The sequence below is a fragment of the Sphingomonas sp. SP2 genome, assembly GCF_058313385.1.
Genome location: NZ_JBZFLD010000001.1, coordinates 1,326,123 through 1,338,932 on the forward strand (window position 1 = coordinate 1,326,123; position 12,810 = coordinate 1,338,932).

The window sequence follows — 12,810 nt, forward strand, 5'->3', positions numbered from 1 at the left end:
GAGAGGCTTATCCCTAAGCCCGTAGGAGACGGACCAGACCTTGCTCGTTGATCGGGCGAGGAGAAAGACATGGCCGACACGATCGACGCCGATGATCGCAAGACGATCAAGGAATTCCACGAGGCGGTGAATATGACCCCCGCCGCGCTCGAGAAGTGGCTCGACAGCCCCGAGAGCAAGGACGTCGGCTGGAAAGGCGAAGACGGGAAAGGCGGCGGCGAGAGCGTCGGCCACCAGTCCGGCAAGAAGATCATCAAGCTGCTGCACAAGAAGCAGGCCGATCTCACCGATGACGATCTGGCGCACATGAAGAAGGTGGTGGGCTATGTTCACCGCCACATGGCGCAGAAGCCCAAGAATCCCGAAGGATCAAAGTGGGAGTCCAGCCTCAAGAACTGGGGGCACGACCCGGCCAAAAAATGATAGCTGCCCTGGCTCCGGCATGCCTATGCTGCGGGCATGTTGATTGCGTTCCTCGTCGCTGCGGCCCTTGCGCAGGCCTCGTCCAGCCCGCCGTCGCTTGGGGCGGAGGGCCCCGGGGCCGTCTTCACCGATGGTGATTATCCCGTCGATGCCATCCGCAAGGAGGAACAGGGAACGGTCGCCTTCCGGCTGCGGGTGACACCAGCCGGGGGAGTCGAGAATTGCACGGTCACCGCATCGAGTGGATCGGCTTCGCTCGATGCGGCGACGTGCCGCATCCTGTCGGAACGGGCCAAGCTCACTCCGGCGACCGACGCCTCGGGCAAGGCCGTTGCGGGCGATTTCGACGGACGGATCCGCTGGGTGCTCCCGGAGATGACACGCACCGAGGTCGTCACGGAGCGGCTGTCGTTCACCGCGCTTCGCGCGATCACCAATATCTGGGAAGTGACCGCAGGCGGCGAGCAGCGCTCCTGCCGGCGGGAATATCGCTTCGAGAGCGGCGAGACGCTGCACATGGGGCAATGCCTTCCGCTCGACCGCAATTTCGTGAAGGCCGCCGCAGCTTATTATGCGTGGCAGAAGAATGAGATCGTCACGCTGCGGCTGGACAATTTCTGGTTGGTCGACCCGACCATGCCATGGCCGGCGCATGACGAGTCCCGCGGAGAATTACTGGTTCGCGGGGAGAGCGATTATCACCTCGCCGAGGATCAGCGAGTGCAGACCTGCACCCTTGGCCGCGCGCTGGCGCGGATCAACTGGCGGACCGACCCCTGTTTCCGCCGGACCTTCACCGGCGAGGTGCCGGCGGGGAGCCAGGACGTTCGCATGGCGGTGCAATGGGTGGTTCAGAAGGGGCCGGACACGGGGCGGCCGGCGCAATTTCCGTGGATGGACGCCGCCCTACCCGTGACGGGAGAAGCGGCGGACCGGCCCGAGGACCGGCCCGCAACGCCAATCAGTCGATGAACGAGGCGGGCACGTTCCCGCCGTTCTGCGCGAGGCCGCGCATCACGGCCTTGTGGAGCCAGATGTTCATCTCGGCCGAGCCGTCGCGCTCGCCCGTGTAACCGAGCTCCTGCGCGAGTTCCTTGCGGTTCTCGAGGCTCGAATCGATGCCGAGCAGCTTCATCAGGTCAACGATGCTACTCTTGTAGTTGAGGTCGGGATTGCCGCGCTGGCGGCTGATGTCGGCGAGCACCTGCTCGACGTCCACCGGCTGCTGGGCAGCGGGCGCGGCCTGGGTCGGCGCAGGAGCCGGGGCGGGGGACGCCTGGGGCTGCTGCTGACCGGCGGGGAGGGGCGGACCCCCGGCCATGCCGGCCGGGATGGTCGGGCGATTGCCCGGTCCCGGATCCTTGTGGCCGAAGATCGCGCCCTTGATCTTGTCGAAGATCCCCATGGCGATCAGGCCTCGAGGCCGTGCTTGAGGCTGCTGATCTGGTCGTGGCCCTGGCGGACCGACTGATAGGCACGCTCGATCACCGACCGGGCCTGCGTGTCGATGTCGGTGTTGAGGGCCGCCTCGAACTTCTCCTTGAGATAGTCCTCGCCGCGCTCAACCTCGTTGATGATCGCCTTGTCGTCGCGGCCGGTCAGGGCAGCCTTGAGGTCGAGAAAGCGCTGGTGGGTGGCCCCGAGGAAGCTGCCATCGTCGGGCGCGTTGCCGCCGAGACGACGAATCTCGCCGCGCAGTTCTTCGGCGACGCGGCTGCGCTCATCGGCATTGCGACGGAAGATTTCCTGGAAGCGGGTGCCTTCGGCATTTTCGGCGGCATCGCGATAGCCGTTGACGCTGTCGATCAGCGTGGTGGTCAGGGTTTCCAGCGTGCCGACGCCGTTGCTGTCGTTCGAACCGATCATGGACGCACTCCTTCAGTCATGAAAATGGGATGGGAATAATGATCGGCACAACGCCGTGCTGGCCGTCTCGGTTCTTCTGGGCGCGAAATAATGAGACGGGCCGCAGGCGAAGGCTGACGGCCTGATCGTCCGGGCGCTCTTGCCGGGTGGGCCTGCCCCTCGCTAGGCAACGGGGGCGTGCTCGCGCCCTGGAGTTCTAATTGATGACCGAACGGACCGAAGCCGCCGCTTCGTCGCCTTCCAGCGGAGGAGGGCGGAGTGCCGTCATCCTGCTGCTCGCCCTGCTTGCCGGCCTGCTGCTCGGCATCATGGCGACCGGAATGGGCGACGGGACCAAGGAGCCGCTCGTCCAAGCCGCGAGCCTTGTCGGCGGGCTCTGGCTCGACGCCTTGCGCATGACCGTGATCCCGCTGATCGTGGCGTTGCTGGTCGTGGGCGTGGTCGGCGGCGCCGACGCGGCGCGGGCAGGCGGGCTGGCGGCCAAGGCGGTCGCCTGGTTCGTCGGCTTCTATATCTTTTCGGCGATCTTCGGCGCGGTCGTGACGCCAGCGCTCCTGGCCGTCTGGCCTTTGCCGCAAGCCGCCGCGCAGGCGCTCCAGGCGGGCCTTGCCGGGGTGGACCAGAGCGCGACTGCCGCCGCAGTCCCGACGGTCGCCGATTTCTTCAAGACGATCATCCCGCCCAACCCGATCGGAGCGGCGGCGAACGACCAGATCCTGCCGCTCGTCTTCTTCACTACGGTATTCGCCTTCGCGCTCGCGAAGGTCGAGCCGAAGCGCCGCGGCACTGCGCTCGGTTTCTTCGAAGGCGTTGCCGACGCCATGCTGCTGGTGATCGGCTGGGTGCTGGCGCTGGCCCCGATCGGGGTCTTCGCGCTGGCCTTCGCGGTCGGCGCTGGGGCGGGTGGATCGGCGCTCGGGGCCGTCCTTCACTATGTCATCATCCTCTCGCTGCTCGGGATCATCCTGACGGTGATCGGCTTCGGGATCGCGATCCTGGTCGCCGGCTTCGCGCCGGGCGCCTTCTTCAAGGCGATTGCGGGGCCGTCGGTGGTCGCCCTGTCGACCCGATCGTCACTGGCGTCGCTCCCGGCGATGCTTCGGGCGGCAGGGGATCTCAGGATCCGCGAGCGCGACGCCGACGTGGTGCTGCCGCTGTCGGTGGCCCTGTTCCGGTCGACGGGGCCGGCGATGAATATCGGTGTCGCCCTCTATGTCGCGCACTGGCTGGGGGTGACGATCACGCCGACCGGTTACGCCGCGGGCATCGCGGTTGCGGCAATGGCGTCCCTGGGAGCGGTCAGCCTTCCGGGCCAGATCAGCTTCGTCACGTCGATCGCTCCGATCAGCATCGCGCTCGGCGTTCCGATCGAGCCGCTGGCACTGTTACTCGCGCTCGAGACCATTCCCGACACCTTCCGGACGCTCGGCAATGTCGTTCTCGACGTGGCGGTGACGGGGGCGGTGACCGAGCGGGAACCGGCGGACTGAGGCCGTTCGTCGGCTCACCGACGTCGTTGGACGGACGGTCGAGTCGAACGCGACAGGGCGGCTGGACGCGCTAGGGAGAAGGCGCGGCGCGGAGCGAACGACGGATTTCCCCCTCAGGGTCCGATCGAGTGGATGGCAAACCCTCTCCGCGTCGCAACCCTGAAAAAGGGGGGAGCTCAGCGACCGGCGATGGCGCGGACACTGTCGGCGTAGAGGCGACCCACCGGCTGCTCGTTGCCATCGGCAAGGCGCGCAATCCAGCGGCCGGAGGCGTTGCGCTGAAAGCCGCTGATGAAGTCGCGCCGGACAATTGCCGAGCGGTGCAGGCGAACGAAGAGGTTGGGGTCCAGCCCGTCCTCGAGCGCGGCCATGCTGTGGTGAATGAGCCAGCTGCGGTTGCCGACGTGGAGCCGCATATAGTCGCGCTCGGCCGAGACGCGGTCGATGTCGATCGAACGGATGCGGACGAGGCCAGTGAGGTCGGAGGCCCAGAATTCGTCGAGATAACGACCCGGCACCGCCGGCGGCTGCGTGTCGCTGGAACGGTGCTCGATGTAGGCGCGGGCGCGCTCGAGTGCGCGCTCGAGGCGGGCGGGCTCGACCGGCTTGACCAGATAGTCGACCGCTTCGACTTCGAAGGCCGACACTGCGAACTGATCGAAAGCGGTGACAAAGATGACTGCGGGGCGGCCAGCGCTCCGGGCAAGCGCCCGAGCGACGTCGATGCCGTCCATGCCCGGCATGGCGATGTCGAGGAGCAGGAGGTCGGGGGCCAAGGCCTCGGCCATGCGGCAGGCGGCCTCGCCGTCGCTCGCGGTGCCGACGAGATCGATTCCGCCGATGCGGGCCAGGAGCAATTGCAGCCGCTCGGTCGCGAGCGGCTCGTCATCGACTACCAGGGTCTTCAAGGGCGGCTCATCCATCCTGTCGGGTCACGGGCAGTGTGAGTGCAACCTTGTACCCGCCCTCGGGCAAAGGTCCATGCTCGATCCCGGCGGCGCGGCCGAAGCGGGCACTCAGTCGCTGGGCGACATTGGCGAGGCCGACCTTGGTGCCGGAACGCGGCCCCGCCTGGCGGGCAGCCTTCAGCATCGTGCCGCCGAAATTGCTGATTTCGAGCCGCAGGCGGCCGGGCAGTGGCTCCTCGGCGACGATCCGGAGCGTCACCTTGTCGCGCGTGTTGCCGAGGCCGTACTTGATCGCATTTTCGACGATCGGCTGGAGGATGAGCGCCGGCAGGCGCGCTCCCGACAGCGTCTCGGGGACGTCGATCTCCACCTTCAGCCGGCGCGGGAAGCGGACCTTCTCGATCTCGAGGTAAAGACGCTGGAGCTCGATTTCCTCGGCGAGGCTGACGTCGGCAGTGGGGTCGAGCGACAGGCTGGTGCGGAAGAAGTTCGACAGCTTGAGGATCATCGCTTCCGCTTCTTCGGGGCGGTTGCTGATAACGAGGCTGGAAAGGCTGTTGAGCGTATTGAAGAGGAAGTGCGGATTGACCTGGTAGCGGAGCGCCCGGACCTGCGCGAGCTGGGCCGCACTTTCGGCATCCGCGGCACGGCGTTGCAGGTCAAGCGCCTGACGCTGGCTGACCGCGGCCAGATAGACCGCCGACCAGGCAGCGAAGAAGAAGAGCCACACGACGGCCGTGTCCGCGGCGACGCGGAACTGGTCGTGCTGCTTCAGATCCTGGAGGCGGGGCATGGTCACGACGACGGGGTCGGCCGCATTGCGCTCGATCCGGACCTGGTCGCCCTTCTGAACGACGACGAAGCCCTCGCGGGCCTGGAAGCGGAATTCTTCCTTGCTGGTCTTGAGCTGGCCTTCGCTGAGGACAAGCGTTCCGGAAAGGATCGCCGAGGCAAGGACCGAGCCGACCCCTGCGACCACGGCCTTGCGGTGCATCTTGTTGCCGGGGGCGAGGAGGGCGATCGTGACGTAGAGAAGGCCGGTCAGGCCCACGCCCACGACAAGGGTCAGCACCTTGTTGAGGAGGATGGTCGCCGGATCGCTGCTGAGGAAGGCACGGGCGATGACCGTGGACGAGTAGATCGCCCAGAAACCGAGGATCGCCTTGATCGCCATCCGCCAGTCGGAAAAGCGGCCATGGCCCAGCGGATCCTTGGCGTGCAACGGGTCGTTGGCGAGCGGCATTTCCATGGGACGGAGAGTGCCGAGAGCGCTCGGCAGGCGCAAGCGCCGGCGAGCCGCTTGGCGAAGCGACCCTGCTGCTGGTCGAAGCGGAACGGGGAATGGCAAACTTCGTTGACGGGCCGAAAGGAACTTGCCCCACATGACGGACACCAACGAAAAGGCGCCGCCGCCCCCGACGCTTTCGGGCGATCCCGAGAAGGATCTCGAACAGAAGCTGCGCCGCAATCCCGACGACCATGACGCCAAGGTCGATGTCGGGAGCGATGAATCGATGGACGCGTCCGACCCGCCCTCGACGTCGCAGCCGGGCAGTGCCGACCAGCCTGTCCCTTCGTCGGGATTTCCCGACTGACGCGGGGCGAGCGGTCAAGGTGAGTTGATCACCGCGTTGCAGGATTGCGACAGCCGCTCGACAAGTTTGCGTCTGACCGAAAAGAACGTGCAATCGCTCGTCTTTCCCGTTTCAATATGAACCGGGGTTGGGGTGATGGTTAAGCCATTGGCAACGCTTAATCTGTCAAATTCCCTCCTTGAGTTGAAGGAGCTGGGAGCATGACGACGCGTTCGGGACAGCCTGCTGGTGGGGCGCTGCTGCTGAGCGAGATGAAGGAGTTTGCGGGCTTTCCGAAAGCCACGCAGCGTTACCTCCGTCGTAGCCTTGACATCGCTTTTGGTCGCCGTGACGCGCTTGCCTGCTGGGCGCGCGACGAAGGCGAGGCCGCCTCAATCCGGGCCCAGAGTCGTCTGTACAAGCAGCTCGAGGCGCTTCGCCTTCAGGTGCCGGACGACAGCGGGCTCGACACGATCGACCCGTTCATGGGCCTGCTGATCACGATCACCGCCTTCGATCTCGGTCAGGACCGGATCCCCAATTTCGCGGCTTACCGCTTCCTCTACGAGCGACTGCTCGGAGCGGGGGCACGGCCGTGGCTGCCTGCGGCCTTCTGCGCTGCCGCGGCGCTGCCGCACCTCCATCCGGACCGGCGCCGGCTGCTGCTCCAGTCGATCAGCGAAAGCGCGGCGACCGCGCCGGGCTGGTCGAACCGCGAGCCGGTGTTCTGGCCCGAGTGGGTGGAAAAGGTCGACGTCGCCGAAGCGGCCTGAGCCGCCGCTTCAGCTGACGTCCGGATAGATTTCGGCAAGGCGGGCGATGCTGGTCTCGGCATCGCGGTGGAGGATGTAGATCCCGCCCGCCTCGACCCACGCCGCCATGTGCCGCTCGCTGTCGTCGACGAGGACGTCCGATCCTTCCATGTAGCGGTGCTTGTCGCGCGCCATGCAGGTGATGATCGGAACGCCGGGGAAATGCTCGGCGGCCCACGCGACCTTCTGGGGCGCCGCCCAATTGCCGATCGGAAGGCCGGTGAGGATGGTCGGGTTGAGGTGCCGGACGGCGTCGAACAACCGGTCGGCATCGGGCATCTTGGGCAAGGAGGCGTAGAAGCCGTCGGCGCGGGCAAGCTGGCGCCAGAATGCTCCCTTCCCGTGGCGTCGCTCGAAGACATCGACATCCATGCCGAGGAGCTTGCGCGCCCCGGCGTTGAAGTCGGCGAGCACGCCGTCGCAGTCGAGGAAGAGCTTGGGCTGGCTCACCGCAAGCGGGCCGGGGTCAATGTGAGGGGCACCGGATGATCCCATTCGGACCACCCGCGCTCCTTGAGGACGTCGTTGCTTTCCTTGGCCGCGCGGCCGTCGGCGAGCGACCAGGTGATGTGGTAGATCGAACCGTCGGGGCGGTCGACGCTGCCGTCGATACTGACCACCAGCGCCTCGACGCCCTTGTCGTCGTCGGTCGAACCCAGGACCGCAGCGCGGACGTCGTGCGGCGGATCGCTCGCCCGAAGCTCGTGGGTCACATGATGCGCGACGACATTGGCGTAGCGCGGCGGATGGTCACGAAGCAGCTGATCGCGCTCCGCCGTATCGAGTGTCCAGCCATTGGTCATGGCGTCTTCAAATCAGTCGCGCTGCCGCAGGTTCCCAAGGAGCGAGGCCGCAAATTCGCTGAGCGTGTCGTCGCGGGCGCCGAGAATGGCGATGCGATCGCCCGGGCGCGCTTCGGCGAGCAGGCGCTGACCAATGGCGGGTCGTTCGGGGATGTGCTCGGCCCGGCCGCCAGCGGAGGCGATCGCGGCCGCGAGCCAGTCCGACCCGCGCGAACGGTCGACCGTCCCGCCCTGGTAGACGGGATCGGAGAGGATCAGGAGATCGTCGGAACGGAGACCGTGAGCGAAGGTCTGGCTGAGCTCCTCGCCCATCTTGGCCAGCGGGCCGTAGCCATGGGGCTGGAAGAAGACGAGGAGGCGCCCGGGGGCGGCCGTCAGCGTGGCGAGCGTGGCGGCGATCTTGTCGGGATTGTGCGCGAAATCGTCGACGATCGTGATTCCTTTAACGGACCCGACAGTCTCAAGGCGGCGGCGGAGACCCGTGAAACCGGCAAGCGCCGTTGCGGCATCCTCGAGCCCGATGCCCATGGCGGTCACGGCGGCGAGCGCGCCGAGCGCATTCATGGCATTGTGCCTGCCCGGCACCTGCAGCGTCACCGTGACGGTCGTTGATCCGTCCGTGGCGGAAAAGGTCGACCCCATCGCGGTCGGTGTGAAATCACTGCCGCGAAGGTGGGTGCCCGCCTTGTCGAAGCCGTAACCGAGCACCCCGGGGACGTCGGCGGCGATGGTGCGGCTTTCCGGATCATCGAGATTGACCACTGCCCGGCTGGAGGATCGAAGGAAGTCGCCGAATAACTGACGAAGCTCCTCCATTTCCTTGTGGTCGAGGCTGACGTTGTTGAGCAGCGCGATGGTCGGCCGGTAGAGGGCGATCGAGCCGTCGCTTTCGTCGACTTCGCTGACGAAGAGGTGGGGATCGCCGACGAGCGCGCTCGCGAACGGGGTCTGGTCCGACACGAAATTCTTCATCACCGCGCCGTTCATCACGGTCGGGTCGCGGCCGAGCGCATGGAGGATCCAGCCGATCATCCCGGTCACCGTCGACTTGCCCGAGGTGCCGCCGACGGCGATGCTGAGATCGGCTTCGTTGAGGAGCTGACTGAGCAGCTGGGGCCGGGTGAGGTGCGGGAGGCCCAGTTCGCGGGCGCGGACGACGTCAGGGATCGTGTCCTCGACCGCGGCCGAAGTGACGAGGGTCATGCCGGGGGCGAGGCCGCTGCCGTCCTGCGGGTAAAGGCCAATCCCGAGGCCGCGAAGAAATTCGAACTTGGGCGCGAGGCGGCCGGCGTCGAGCGCCCGGTCCGACCCAGCGACGGTCGCGCCGCTGGCCCGGACGATGCAGGCGAGGGGCAGCATGCCGCTGCCGCCGATACCACAGAAGAAGGTGCTGGAAGCCGTCATGCCGAACGCCCTATTGAGGGGCGGGCGACGTGGCAATCGGAGGGACGATGAGGATCGCAGTGGTAGCGCCGAGCTGCCCGTTGAAGCGCGACGCAGCGACGCGGGTCGAGGCAATCGCGCGGGCGCGCGGCATCGACCTTCGCATCCACCCCCAATGCTTTTTGCAAGCCGGGCACTTCGCCGGATCCGACGCGGAGCGGCTCGCGGCCCTGCGCGAGGTTGCGGCCGACCCTTCCGTCGATGCCGTCTGGTTCGCCCGCGGCGGCTACGGCTCGAACCGGATTGCCGAGGAGGCGATGATCGACCTCGCCGCCGCGGCGTGTTCGAAGCGGTTTCTCGGCTACAGCGACGGGGGCTTTCTGCTGGCCGCCTTGCACAAGGCAGGGTGCGCAGTGGCGCATGGCCCGATGGTGCAGGACGTGCTGCGCGACGGGGGGGAGGCGGCGGTCGGCAGGGCGCTCGACTGGTTCGAAGGGAGCAGCGAGCCGCTCGAGCATGGCCTCGACGGGCCAGCCTTTGCTTTCAACCTCGTAGTCCTGTCTAGCCTGATGGGGACGTCGATCGAGCCTGACTTCGAAGGCGCCGAACTGTTGATCGAGGAACTGGACGAAGAACTGTATCGCATCGACCGATTTCTTTTCCACGTCACTAGTCAGCCGGGATTCGGCAAGGTCCGGCAATTGCGGATGGGACGCATGCTGGTGAAGGATAATGACCGGGCGTTCGGTGCGGAGGTCAGCGAGGTCGTCCGCGACTGGTGCGAACGCGCGGGCGTGCCCTTTGGCGGCCGGGCCGACATCGGCCACGACAGCCTTAACAGGATTGTGCCGTTTCCCTTGCGCAACGCCTGAGGCGCTTCTCTCTGAAGCACCTCTTGCAGAGGCCTTCGCTTTGCGCTCTACCCCTGTGGCGAAACAACAGGAGGGCCTCATGGCTAAAGAAGCGAGCGGGACTGGGCGTAAGGCAGGGGGCGGTCTGGCGCGTCCGGTGACTCCGTCGCCGGACCTGGCGGAAATCGTCGGCAAGGAGCCGCTTCCGCGCAGCGAAGTGGTGTCGAAGGTTTGGGATCACATCCGCAAGAACAACCTGCAGAATCCGCAGAACAAGCGGGAAATCGTTGCCGACGACAAGCTGAAGAAGATCTTCGGCAAGGATCGTTGCACAATGTTCGAAATGAACAAGCACCTTTCCAAGCATCTCTCGTAAGCGCTTCGAAGCAGCTTCGAGATGATCGGGGGCTCGCCATCAGGCGGGCCCCTTTTCTTTTGGCGAATCGGTTCTCAGCGACAGGCGGTCCAGCCGCCAGGTCCGCGATCGGCGGTGTCGAGGTGCAGATGGTCCCGGTGCGCCGCATTATAGTCGGGGGACAGGACAGTCGTGAATGAACGGCAGGCGGCATCCCGTATATTGCGGAGAAAGGTCCCGCGGGCGCCGGTAGCGGGCCAGTCGCGGAGGACCGAGACATTGCGTCCATCGGCAAGCTGGAAGCCGATGATATCGACCGCGTCGGCCGTGGCATGCTCGCTCCACGCCCCCTGGTCGCGGCCATAAAGTCGTCGGCACGAGAAGCTTCCGGCATGGAGGAAGCGGGTCACGCGCTGGCCGAGGTGACGCTGTGCTTCGGCCTGTACCTCCTTTTCCCATAAGGTGAGCGCGGCGGCGACCGGGCAGCTCGTGACGAGGCCTGCGGGCGAGGGGGACAGGAACCCGCTGACCACCGTGCCGTCGCGATAGCCGCAATCAGTCCCGATGATGCGGTCGGGTGCGGGGGCAAGCGTGATCCCAGCGCGACCGAGCAGGGCGCGGCAGCGGGGCGCATCCTCGCCGAGCTCGGCGATCTTCGAGGGGGTGAAACGCCCAGGCGGGGCGGCGAGATCAAGCTCGGTCCAGGGCAAGTCCTGCCGATGGCGGCGAAGCCAGGCGGCGCCCTGGATGATGATGACGGCGATGAGGGTGGCGATGAAGAACAGTCGGACGGCGGAAAGCATGGCTGGCTGAACGCCCGGACCGCGCATTCAGGCGCGAAGTGCGTCCTCGAGGCGTTCGCGGGTCACCGGATAGCCGAGATGAGCGGGAATGGTGAGCCAGCGCTCGCCTTCATGCTCCTCAATCCAGGGGCTGATGATCTCTACCGGATGCGCCAGCGCATGTGCCCTGGCCTCGGCAAAGGTTTCGAACTGCGCGAGCCGCTCGAGGTTACGAATGGTGGGGAAGATCGCGCTTGCCTCCCCGGCCCTGATCGATTCGAGCATGGCGGCGGCCGTCACCCAGATCGCCCGCTCGCACTCGCCGGGCTGGGGGAGGAGAGGCGCGGGGTCGGGAGGCGACTGGGCGAGGAAGAAGAAGGTGTCGAAGCGGCGATGGCGGACATTGTCCGGGCGCCAGCGGGCGAAGGGCAGCAACTGGTCGGGCGCGAGCCGGAGCCCCGTCTCCTCGGCGGTTTCGCGGACCGCGGCGCGGATCGCGGCCTGGTGGAGGTCAGGATCACCGGCAAAGTCCGCTTCGTCGATCCGACCGCCAGGGAAGACCATCGCGCCCCCGGCGAATGCCATGGTTCGCGGGCGTTCGACCATTACCAGCTCTGGCGGGCCCGAAGGCTGGTCACGCATGACGACGAGGGTTGCGGCCGGGATCGCCGGATTGTCGGTCATGTCTCGTCCGATGCGGGAAGCGAAGGCAAAAAGAAAGGCCGGCACCCAAGGGTACCGGCCTTCCCATCAATGCAGTTTCGCCGGAGCGAAGCTTACATGGCGTTGACGGCAGCAGCGGCTTCGGCGCCGTTCTGCGCATTCACGTCGGCGTCGTCGATCGCGTCTTCCTTGCGATCGCCTTCGGCCTTCAGGGCGTCGGCCTGGTTCTCGAGGGTCGCGGCCTCGGCGGCGTTGCCGGTGTTGTCGGCAGCGGCTTCGAGGTTGTCGGCAGCGGCCTCGTAGTTCTCCTGGACGTTCTCGCCCAGCGCGTCGTCGCCCTTACCGCCGCAAGCGGCGAGAGCGATGCTGGCGGCGCCGACGAGCGCGAAATGGATCTTCTTCATGGTAACTCCCCTTATGGTTCTTGTTAGCACGGATCTTCTATCCGCTTGAGGCGGCCAAACGCCAGCCTGTTCCTTTCGGTTCCGTCACGCAGAACTTGGAATGCACCAAGCGATCGCCTACATAGTGAGGGTCGGGCGACCGACTATGCTGGTAGAGTGTGGGTTGAAATAGGCACTTCGGACCCGGGGGGCAGTACCCCGGCGCCTCCACCAGCAGCGGCGTGAATGGGGCTTAGCGGGACCCTGTGTACACGCCGTTGCTGATGGGGGCGAAACAGGATCGACGGGTGTAGTAAAGGATCTACTGCCAGCCGGCTTGGACAGGCCGTAAAACCGTCATTCTCACAAGTGCCAACGATAACGAGGCGCTCGCGATTGCTGCGTAACTGACGGCCTAACGGTCAGAAGTTACAAAGCTTAAGCGCGGTTGGACCGAACCGGGCAACAGAATCGGATTCCAGCGGTACGGGGAGCACCGGGCAACAGAAGCTCCCCA

17 protein-coding genes and 1 other RNA gene are annotated in these 12,810 nt (G+C 66.2%); 8 read left to right on the plus strand and 10 right to left on the minus strand.

What is annotated here, in order from left to right; all coding sequences use genetic code 11:
- Nucleotides 1-69: 69 nt before the first annotated feature.
- Together AC4GYU_RS06765 and AC4GYU_RS06770 are read left to right on the plus strand one after the other, a co-directional pair.
- Nucleotides 70-423: a DUF3140 domain-containing protein gene (locus AC4GYU_RS06765; protein ID WP_491086128.1), complete on the plus strand. Its 354-nt coding sequence runs from the start codon at nucleotides 70-72 to the stop codon at nucleotides 421-423.
- A gap of 36 nt (nucleotides 424-459) precedes the next feature.
- The gene (locus AC4GYU_RS06770; RefSeq protein ID WP_491086129.1) at nucleotides 460-1,395 is read left to right on the plus strand and encodes an energy transducer TonB; all 936 of its coding nucleotides are present in this window, start codon (nucleotides 460-462) and stop codon (nucleotides 1,393-1,395) included.
- Here the strand turns inward: AC4GYU_RS06770 and AC4GYU_RS06775 are convergent.
- Both AC4GYU_RS06775 and AC4GYU_RS06780 read right to left on the minus strand, forming a co-directional pair.
- The gene (locus tag AC4GYU_RS06775) at nucleotides 1,385-1,828 is read right to left on the minus strand and encodes a DUF3597 domain-containing protein (RefSeq protein WP_491086130.1); all 444 of its coding nucleotides are present in this window, start codon (nucleotides 1,826-1,828) and stop codon (nucleotides 1,385-1,387) included. The two genes, AC4GYU_RS06770 and AC4GYU_RS06775, sit on opposite strands and share 11 nt — an antisense overlap.
- A 5-nt stretch (nucleotides 1,829-1,833) precedes the next feature.
- The gene (locus AC4GYU_RS06780) at nucleotides 1,834-2,289 is read right to left on the minus strand and encodes a ferritin-like domain-containing protein (protein ID WP_491086131.1); all 456 of its coding nucleotides are present in this window, start codon (nucleotides 2,287-2,289) and stop codon (nucleotides 1,834-1,836) included.
- A gap of 203 nt (nucleotides 2,290-2,492) precedes the next feature.
- Here AC4GYU_RS06780 and AC4GYU_RS06785 point away from each other — a divergent pair, with 203 nt between their 5' ends.
- Entirely contained in the window at nucleotides 2,493-3,779 is a 1,287-nt protein-coding gene (locus tag AC4GYU_RS06785) for a dicarboxylate/amino acid:cation symporter (protein ID WP_491086132.1), read from the plus strand.
- Nucleotides 3,780-3,955: 176 nt separating this feature from the next.
- Here AC4GYU_RS06785 and AC4GYU_RS06790 read toward each other — a convergent pair whose 3' ends face one another.
- Both AC4GYU_RS06790 and AC4GYU_RS06795 read right to left on the minus strand, forming a co-directional pair.
- Entirely contained in the window at nucleotides 3,956-4,687 is a 732-nt protein-coding gene (locus AC4GYU_RS06790) for a LytR/AlgR family response regulator transcription factor (RefSeq protein ID WP_491086133.1), read from the minus strand.
- 7 nt (nucleotides 4,688-4,694) lie between these two features.
- Entirely contained in the window at nucleotides 4,695-5,936 is a 1,242-nt protein-coding gene (locus AC4GYU_RS06795; RefSeq protein WP_491086134.1) for a sensor histidine kinase, read from the minus strand.
- Between the two features lie 133 nt (nucleotides 5,937-6,069).
- Here AC4GYU_RS06795 and AC4GYU_RS06800 point away from each other — a divergent pair, with 133 nt between their 5' ends.
- Together AC4GYU_RS06800 and AC4GYU_RS06805 are read left to right on the plus strand one after the other, a co-directional pair.
- A complete protein-coding gene (locus AC4GYU_RS06800; RefSeq protein WP_491086135.1) occupies nucleotides 6,070-6,282 on the plus strand; it encodes a hypothetical protein in 213 nt (70 codons plus the stop codon).
- A gap of 200 nt (nucleotides 6,283-6,482) precedes the next feature.
- The gene (locus tag AC4GYU_RS06805; protein ID WP_491086136.1) at nucleotides 6,483-7,034 is read left to right on the plus strand and encodes a P-loop NTPase family protein; all 552 of its coding nucleotides are present in this window, start codon (nucleotides 6,483-6,485) and stop codon (nucleotides 7,032-7,034) included.
- Nucleotides 7,035-7,043: 9 nt separating this feature from the next.
- Here AC4GYU_RS06805 and AC4GYU_RS06810 read toward each other — a convergent pair whose 3' ends face one another.
- The 3 genes from AC4GYU_RS06810 to AC4GYU_RS06820 are packed head-to-tail and all read right to left on the minus strand — an operon-like array spanning nucleotide 7,044 to nucleotide 9,280.
- The gene (locus tag AC4GYU_RS06810; protein WP_491086137.1) at nucleotides 7,044-7,523 is read right to left on the minus strand and encodes a 5' nucleotidase, NT5C type; all 480 of its coding nucleotides are present in this window, start codon (nucleotides 7,521-7,523) and stop codon (nucleotides 7,044-7,046) included.
- Nucleotides 7,520-7,876, minus strand: a complete 357-nt coding sequence (locus tag AC4GYU_RS06815; RefSeq protein ID WP_491086138.1) for a hypothetical protein — start codon at nucleotides 7,874-7,876, stop codon at nucleotides 7,520-7,522. The genes AC4GYU_RS06810 and AC4GYU_RS06815 overlap by 4 nt, the downstream gene beginning before the upstream one ends.
- 12 nt (nucleotides 7,877-7,888) lie before the next feature.
- The gene (locus AC4GYU_RS06820; protein WP_491086139.1) at nucleotides 7,889-9,280 is read right to left on the minus strand and encodes a UDP-N-acetylmuramate--L-alanine ligase; all 1,392 of its coding nucleotides are present in this window, start codon (nucleotides 9,278-9,280) and stop codon (nucleotides 7,889-7,891) included.
- 47 nt (nucleotides 9,281-9,327) lie between these two features.
- Between AC4GYU_RS06820 and AC4GYU_RS06825 the strand changes: the two genes are divergently transcribed.
- Complete coding sequence (locus AC4GYU_RS06825) at nucleotides 9,328-10,131, plus strand: LD-carboxypeptidase (RefSeq protein WP_491086140.1); 804 nt, start codon at nucleotides 9,328-9,330, stop codon at nucleotides 10,129-10,131.
- A 79-nt stretch (nucleotides 10,132-10,210) separates the two neighbouring features.
- Nucleotides 10,211-10,486 (plus strand): SWIB/MDM2 domain-containing protein, encoded by a 276-nt coding sequence (locus AC4GYU_RS06830; RefSeq protein WP_491086141.1) that lies wholly within the window; start codon nucleotides 10,211-10,213, stop codon nucleotides 10,484-10,486.
- 74 nt (nucleotides 10,487-10,560) lie between these two features.
- Here the strand turns inward: AC4GYU_RS06830 and AC4GYU_RS06835 are convergent, their stop codons facing one another.
- From AC4GYU_RS06835 to AC4GYU_RS06845, 3 genes are all read right to left on the minus strand, one after another.
- Nucleotides 10,561-11,268 (minus strand): extensin-like domain-containing protein, encoded by a 708-nt coding sequence (locus AC4GYU_RS06835; protein ID WP_491086142.1) that lies wholly within the window; start codon nucleotides 11,266-11,268, stop codon nucleotides 10,561-10,563.
- 27 nt (nucleotides 11,269-11,295) lie between these two features.
- The gene (locus tag AC4GYU_RS06840) at nucleotides 11,296-11,931 is read right to left on the minus strand and encodes an NUDIX hydrolase (protein WP_491086143.1); all 636 of its coding nucleotides are present in this window, start codon (nucleotides 11,929-11,931) and stop codon (nucleotides 11,296-11,298) included.
- A 92-nt stretch (nucleotides 11,932-12,023) separates the two neighbouring features.
- The gene (locus AC4GYU_RS06845; RefSeq protein WP_491086144.1) at nucleotides 12,024-12,314 is read right to left on the minus strand and encodes a hypothetical protein; all 291 of its coding nucleotides are present in this window, start codon (nucleotides 12,312-12,314) and stop codon (nucleotides 12,024-12,026) included.
- A gap of 91 nt (nucleotides 12,315-12,405) precedes the next feature.
- Between AC4GYU_RS06845 and ssrA the strand changes: the two genes are divergently transcribed.
- Nucleotides 12,406-12,773, plus strand: a transfer-messenger RNA (tmRNA) gene (ssrA, locus tag AC4GYU_RS06850).
- Nucleotides 12,774-12,810: the final 37 nt, after the last annotated feature.

Bases quoted from the DNA above. Each gene is read 5' to 3' on its own strand.
- AC4GYU_RS06805 (WP_491086136.1), top strand. From the start codon at position 6,483: ATGACGACGCGTTCGGGACAGCCTGCTGGTGGGGCGCTGCTGCTGAGC.
- AC4GYU_RS06840 (WP_491086143.1), bottom strand. From the start codon at position 11,931: ATGACCGACAATCCGGCGATCCCGGCCGCAACCCTCGTCGTCATGCGT.
- AC4GYU_RS06835 (WP_491086142.1), bottom strand. From the start codon at position 11,268: ATGCTTTCCGCCGTCCGACTGTTCTTCATCGCCACCCTCATCGCCGTC.
- AC4GYU_RS06770 (WP_491086129.1), top strand. From the start codon at position 460: ATGTTGATTGCGTTCCTCGTCGCTGCGGCCCTTGCGCAGGCCTCGTCC.
- AC4GYU_RS06820 (WP_491086139.1), bottom strand. From the start codon at position 9,280: ATGACGGCTTCCAGCACCTTCTTCTGTGGTATCGGCGGCAGCGGCATG.
- AC4GYU_RS06785 (WP_491086132.1), top strand. From the start codon at position 2,493: ATGACCGAACGGACCGAAGCCGCCGCTTCGTCGCCTTCCAGCGGAGGA.
- AC4GYU_RS06830 (WP_491086141.1), top strand. From the start codon at position 10,211: ATGGCTAAAGAAGCGAGCGGGACTGGGCGTAAGGCAGGGGGCGGTCTG.
- AC4GYU_RS06815 (WP_491086138.1), bottom strand. From the start codon at position 7,876: ATGACCAATGGCTGGACACTCGATACGGCGGAGCGCGATCAGCTGCTT.
- AC4GYU_RS06795 (WP_491086134.1), bottom strand. From the start codon at position 5,936: ATGGAAATGCCGCTCGCCAACGACCCGTTGCACGCCAAGGATCCGCTG.
- AC4GYU_RS06845 (WP_491086144.1), bottom strand. From the start codon at position 12,314: ATGAAGAAGATCCATTTCGCGCTCGTCGGCGCCGCCAGCATCGCTCTC.
- AC4GYU_RS06775 (WP_491086130.1), bottom strand. From the start codon at position 1,828: ATGGGGATCTTCGACAAGATCAAGGGCGCGATCTTCGGCCACAAGGAT.
- AC4GYU_RS06765 (WP_491086128.1), top strand. From the start codon at position 70: ATGGCCGACACGATCGACGCCGATGATCGCAAGACGATCAAGGAATTC.
- AC4GYU_RS06825 (WP_491086140.1), top strand. From the start codon at position 9,328: ATGAGGATCGCAGTGGTAGCGCCGAGCTGCCCGTTGAAGCGCGACGCA.
- AC4GYU_RS06800 (WP_491086135.1), top strand. From the start codon at position 6,070: ATGACGGACACCAACGAAAAGGCGCCGCCGCCCCCGACGCTTTCGGGC.
- AC4GYU_RS06780 (WP_491086131.1), bottom strand. From the start codon at position 2,289: ATGATCGGTTCGAACGACAGCAACGGCGTCGGCACGCTGGAAACCCTG.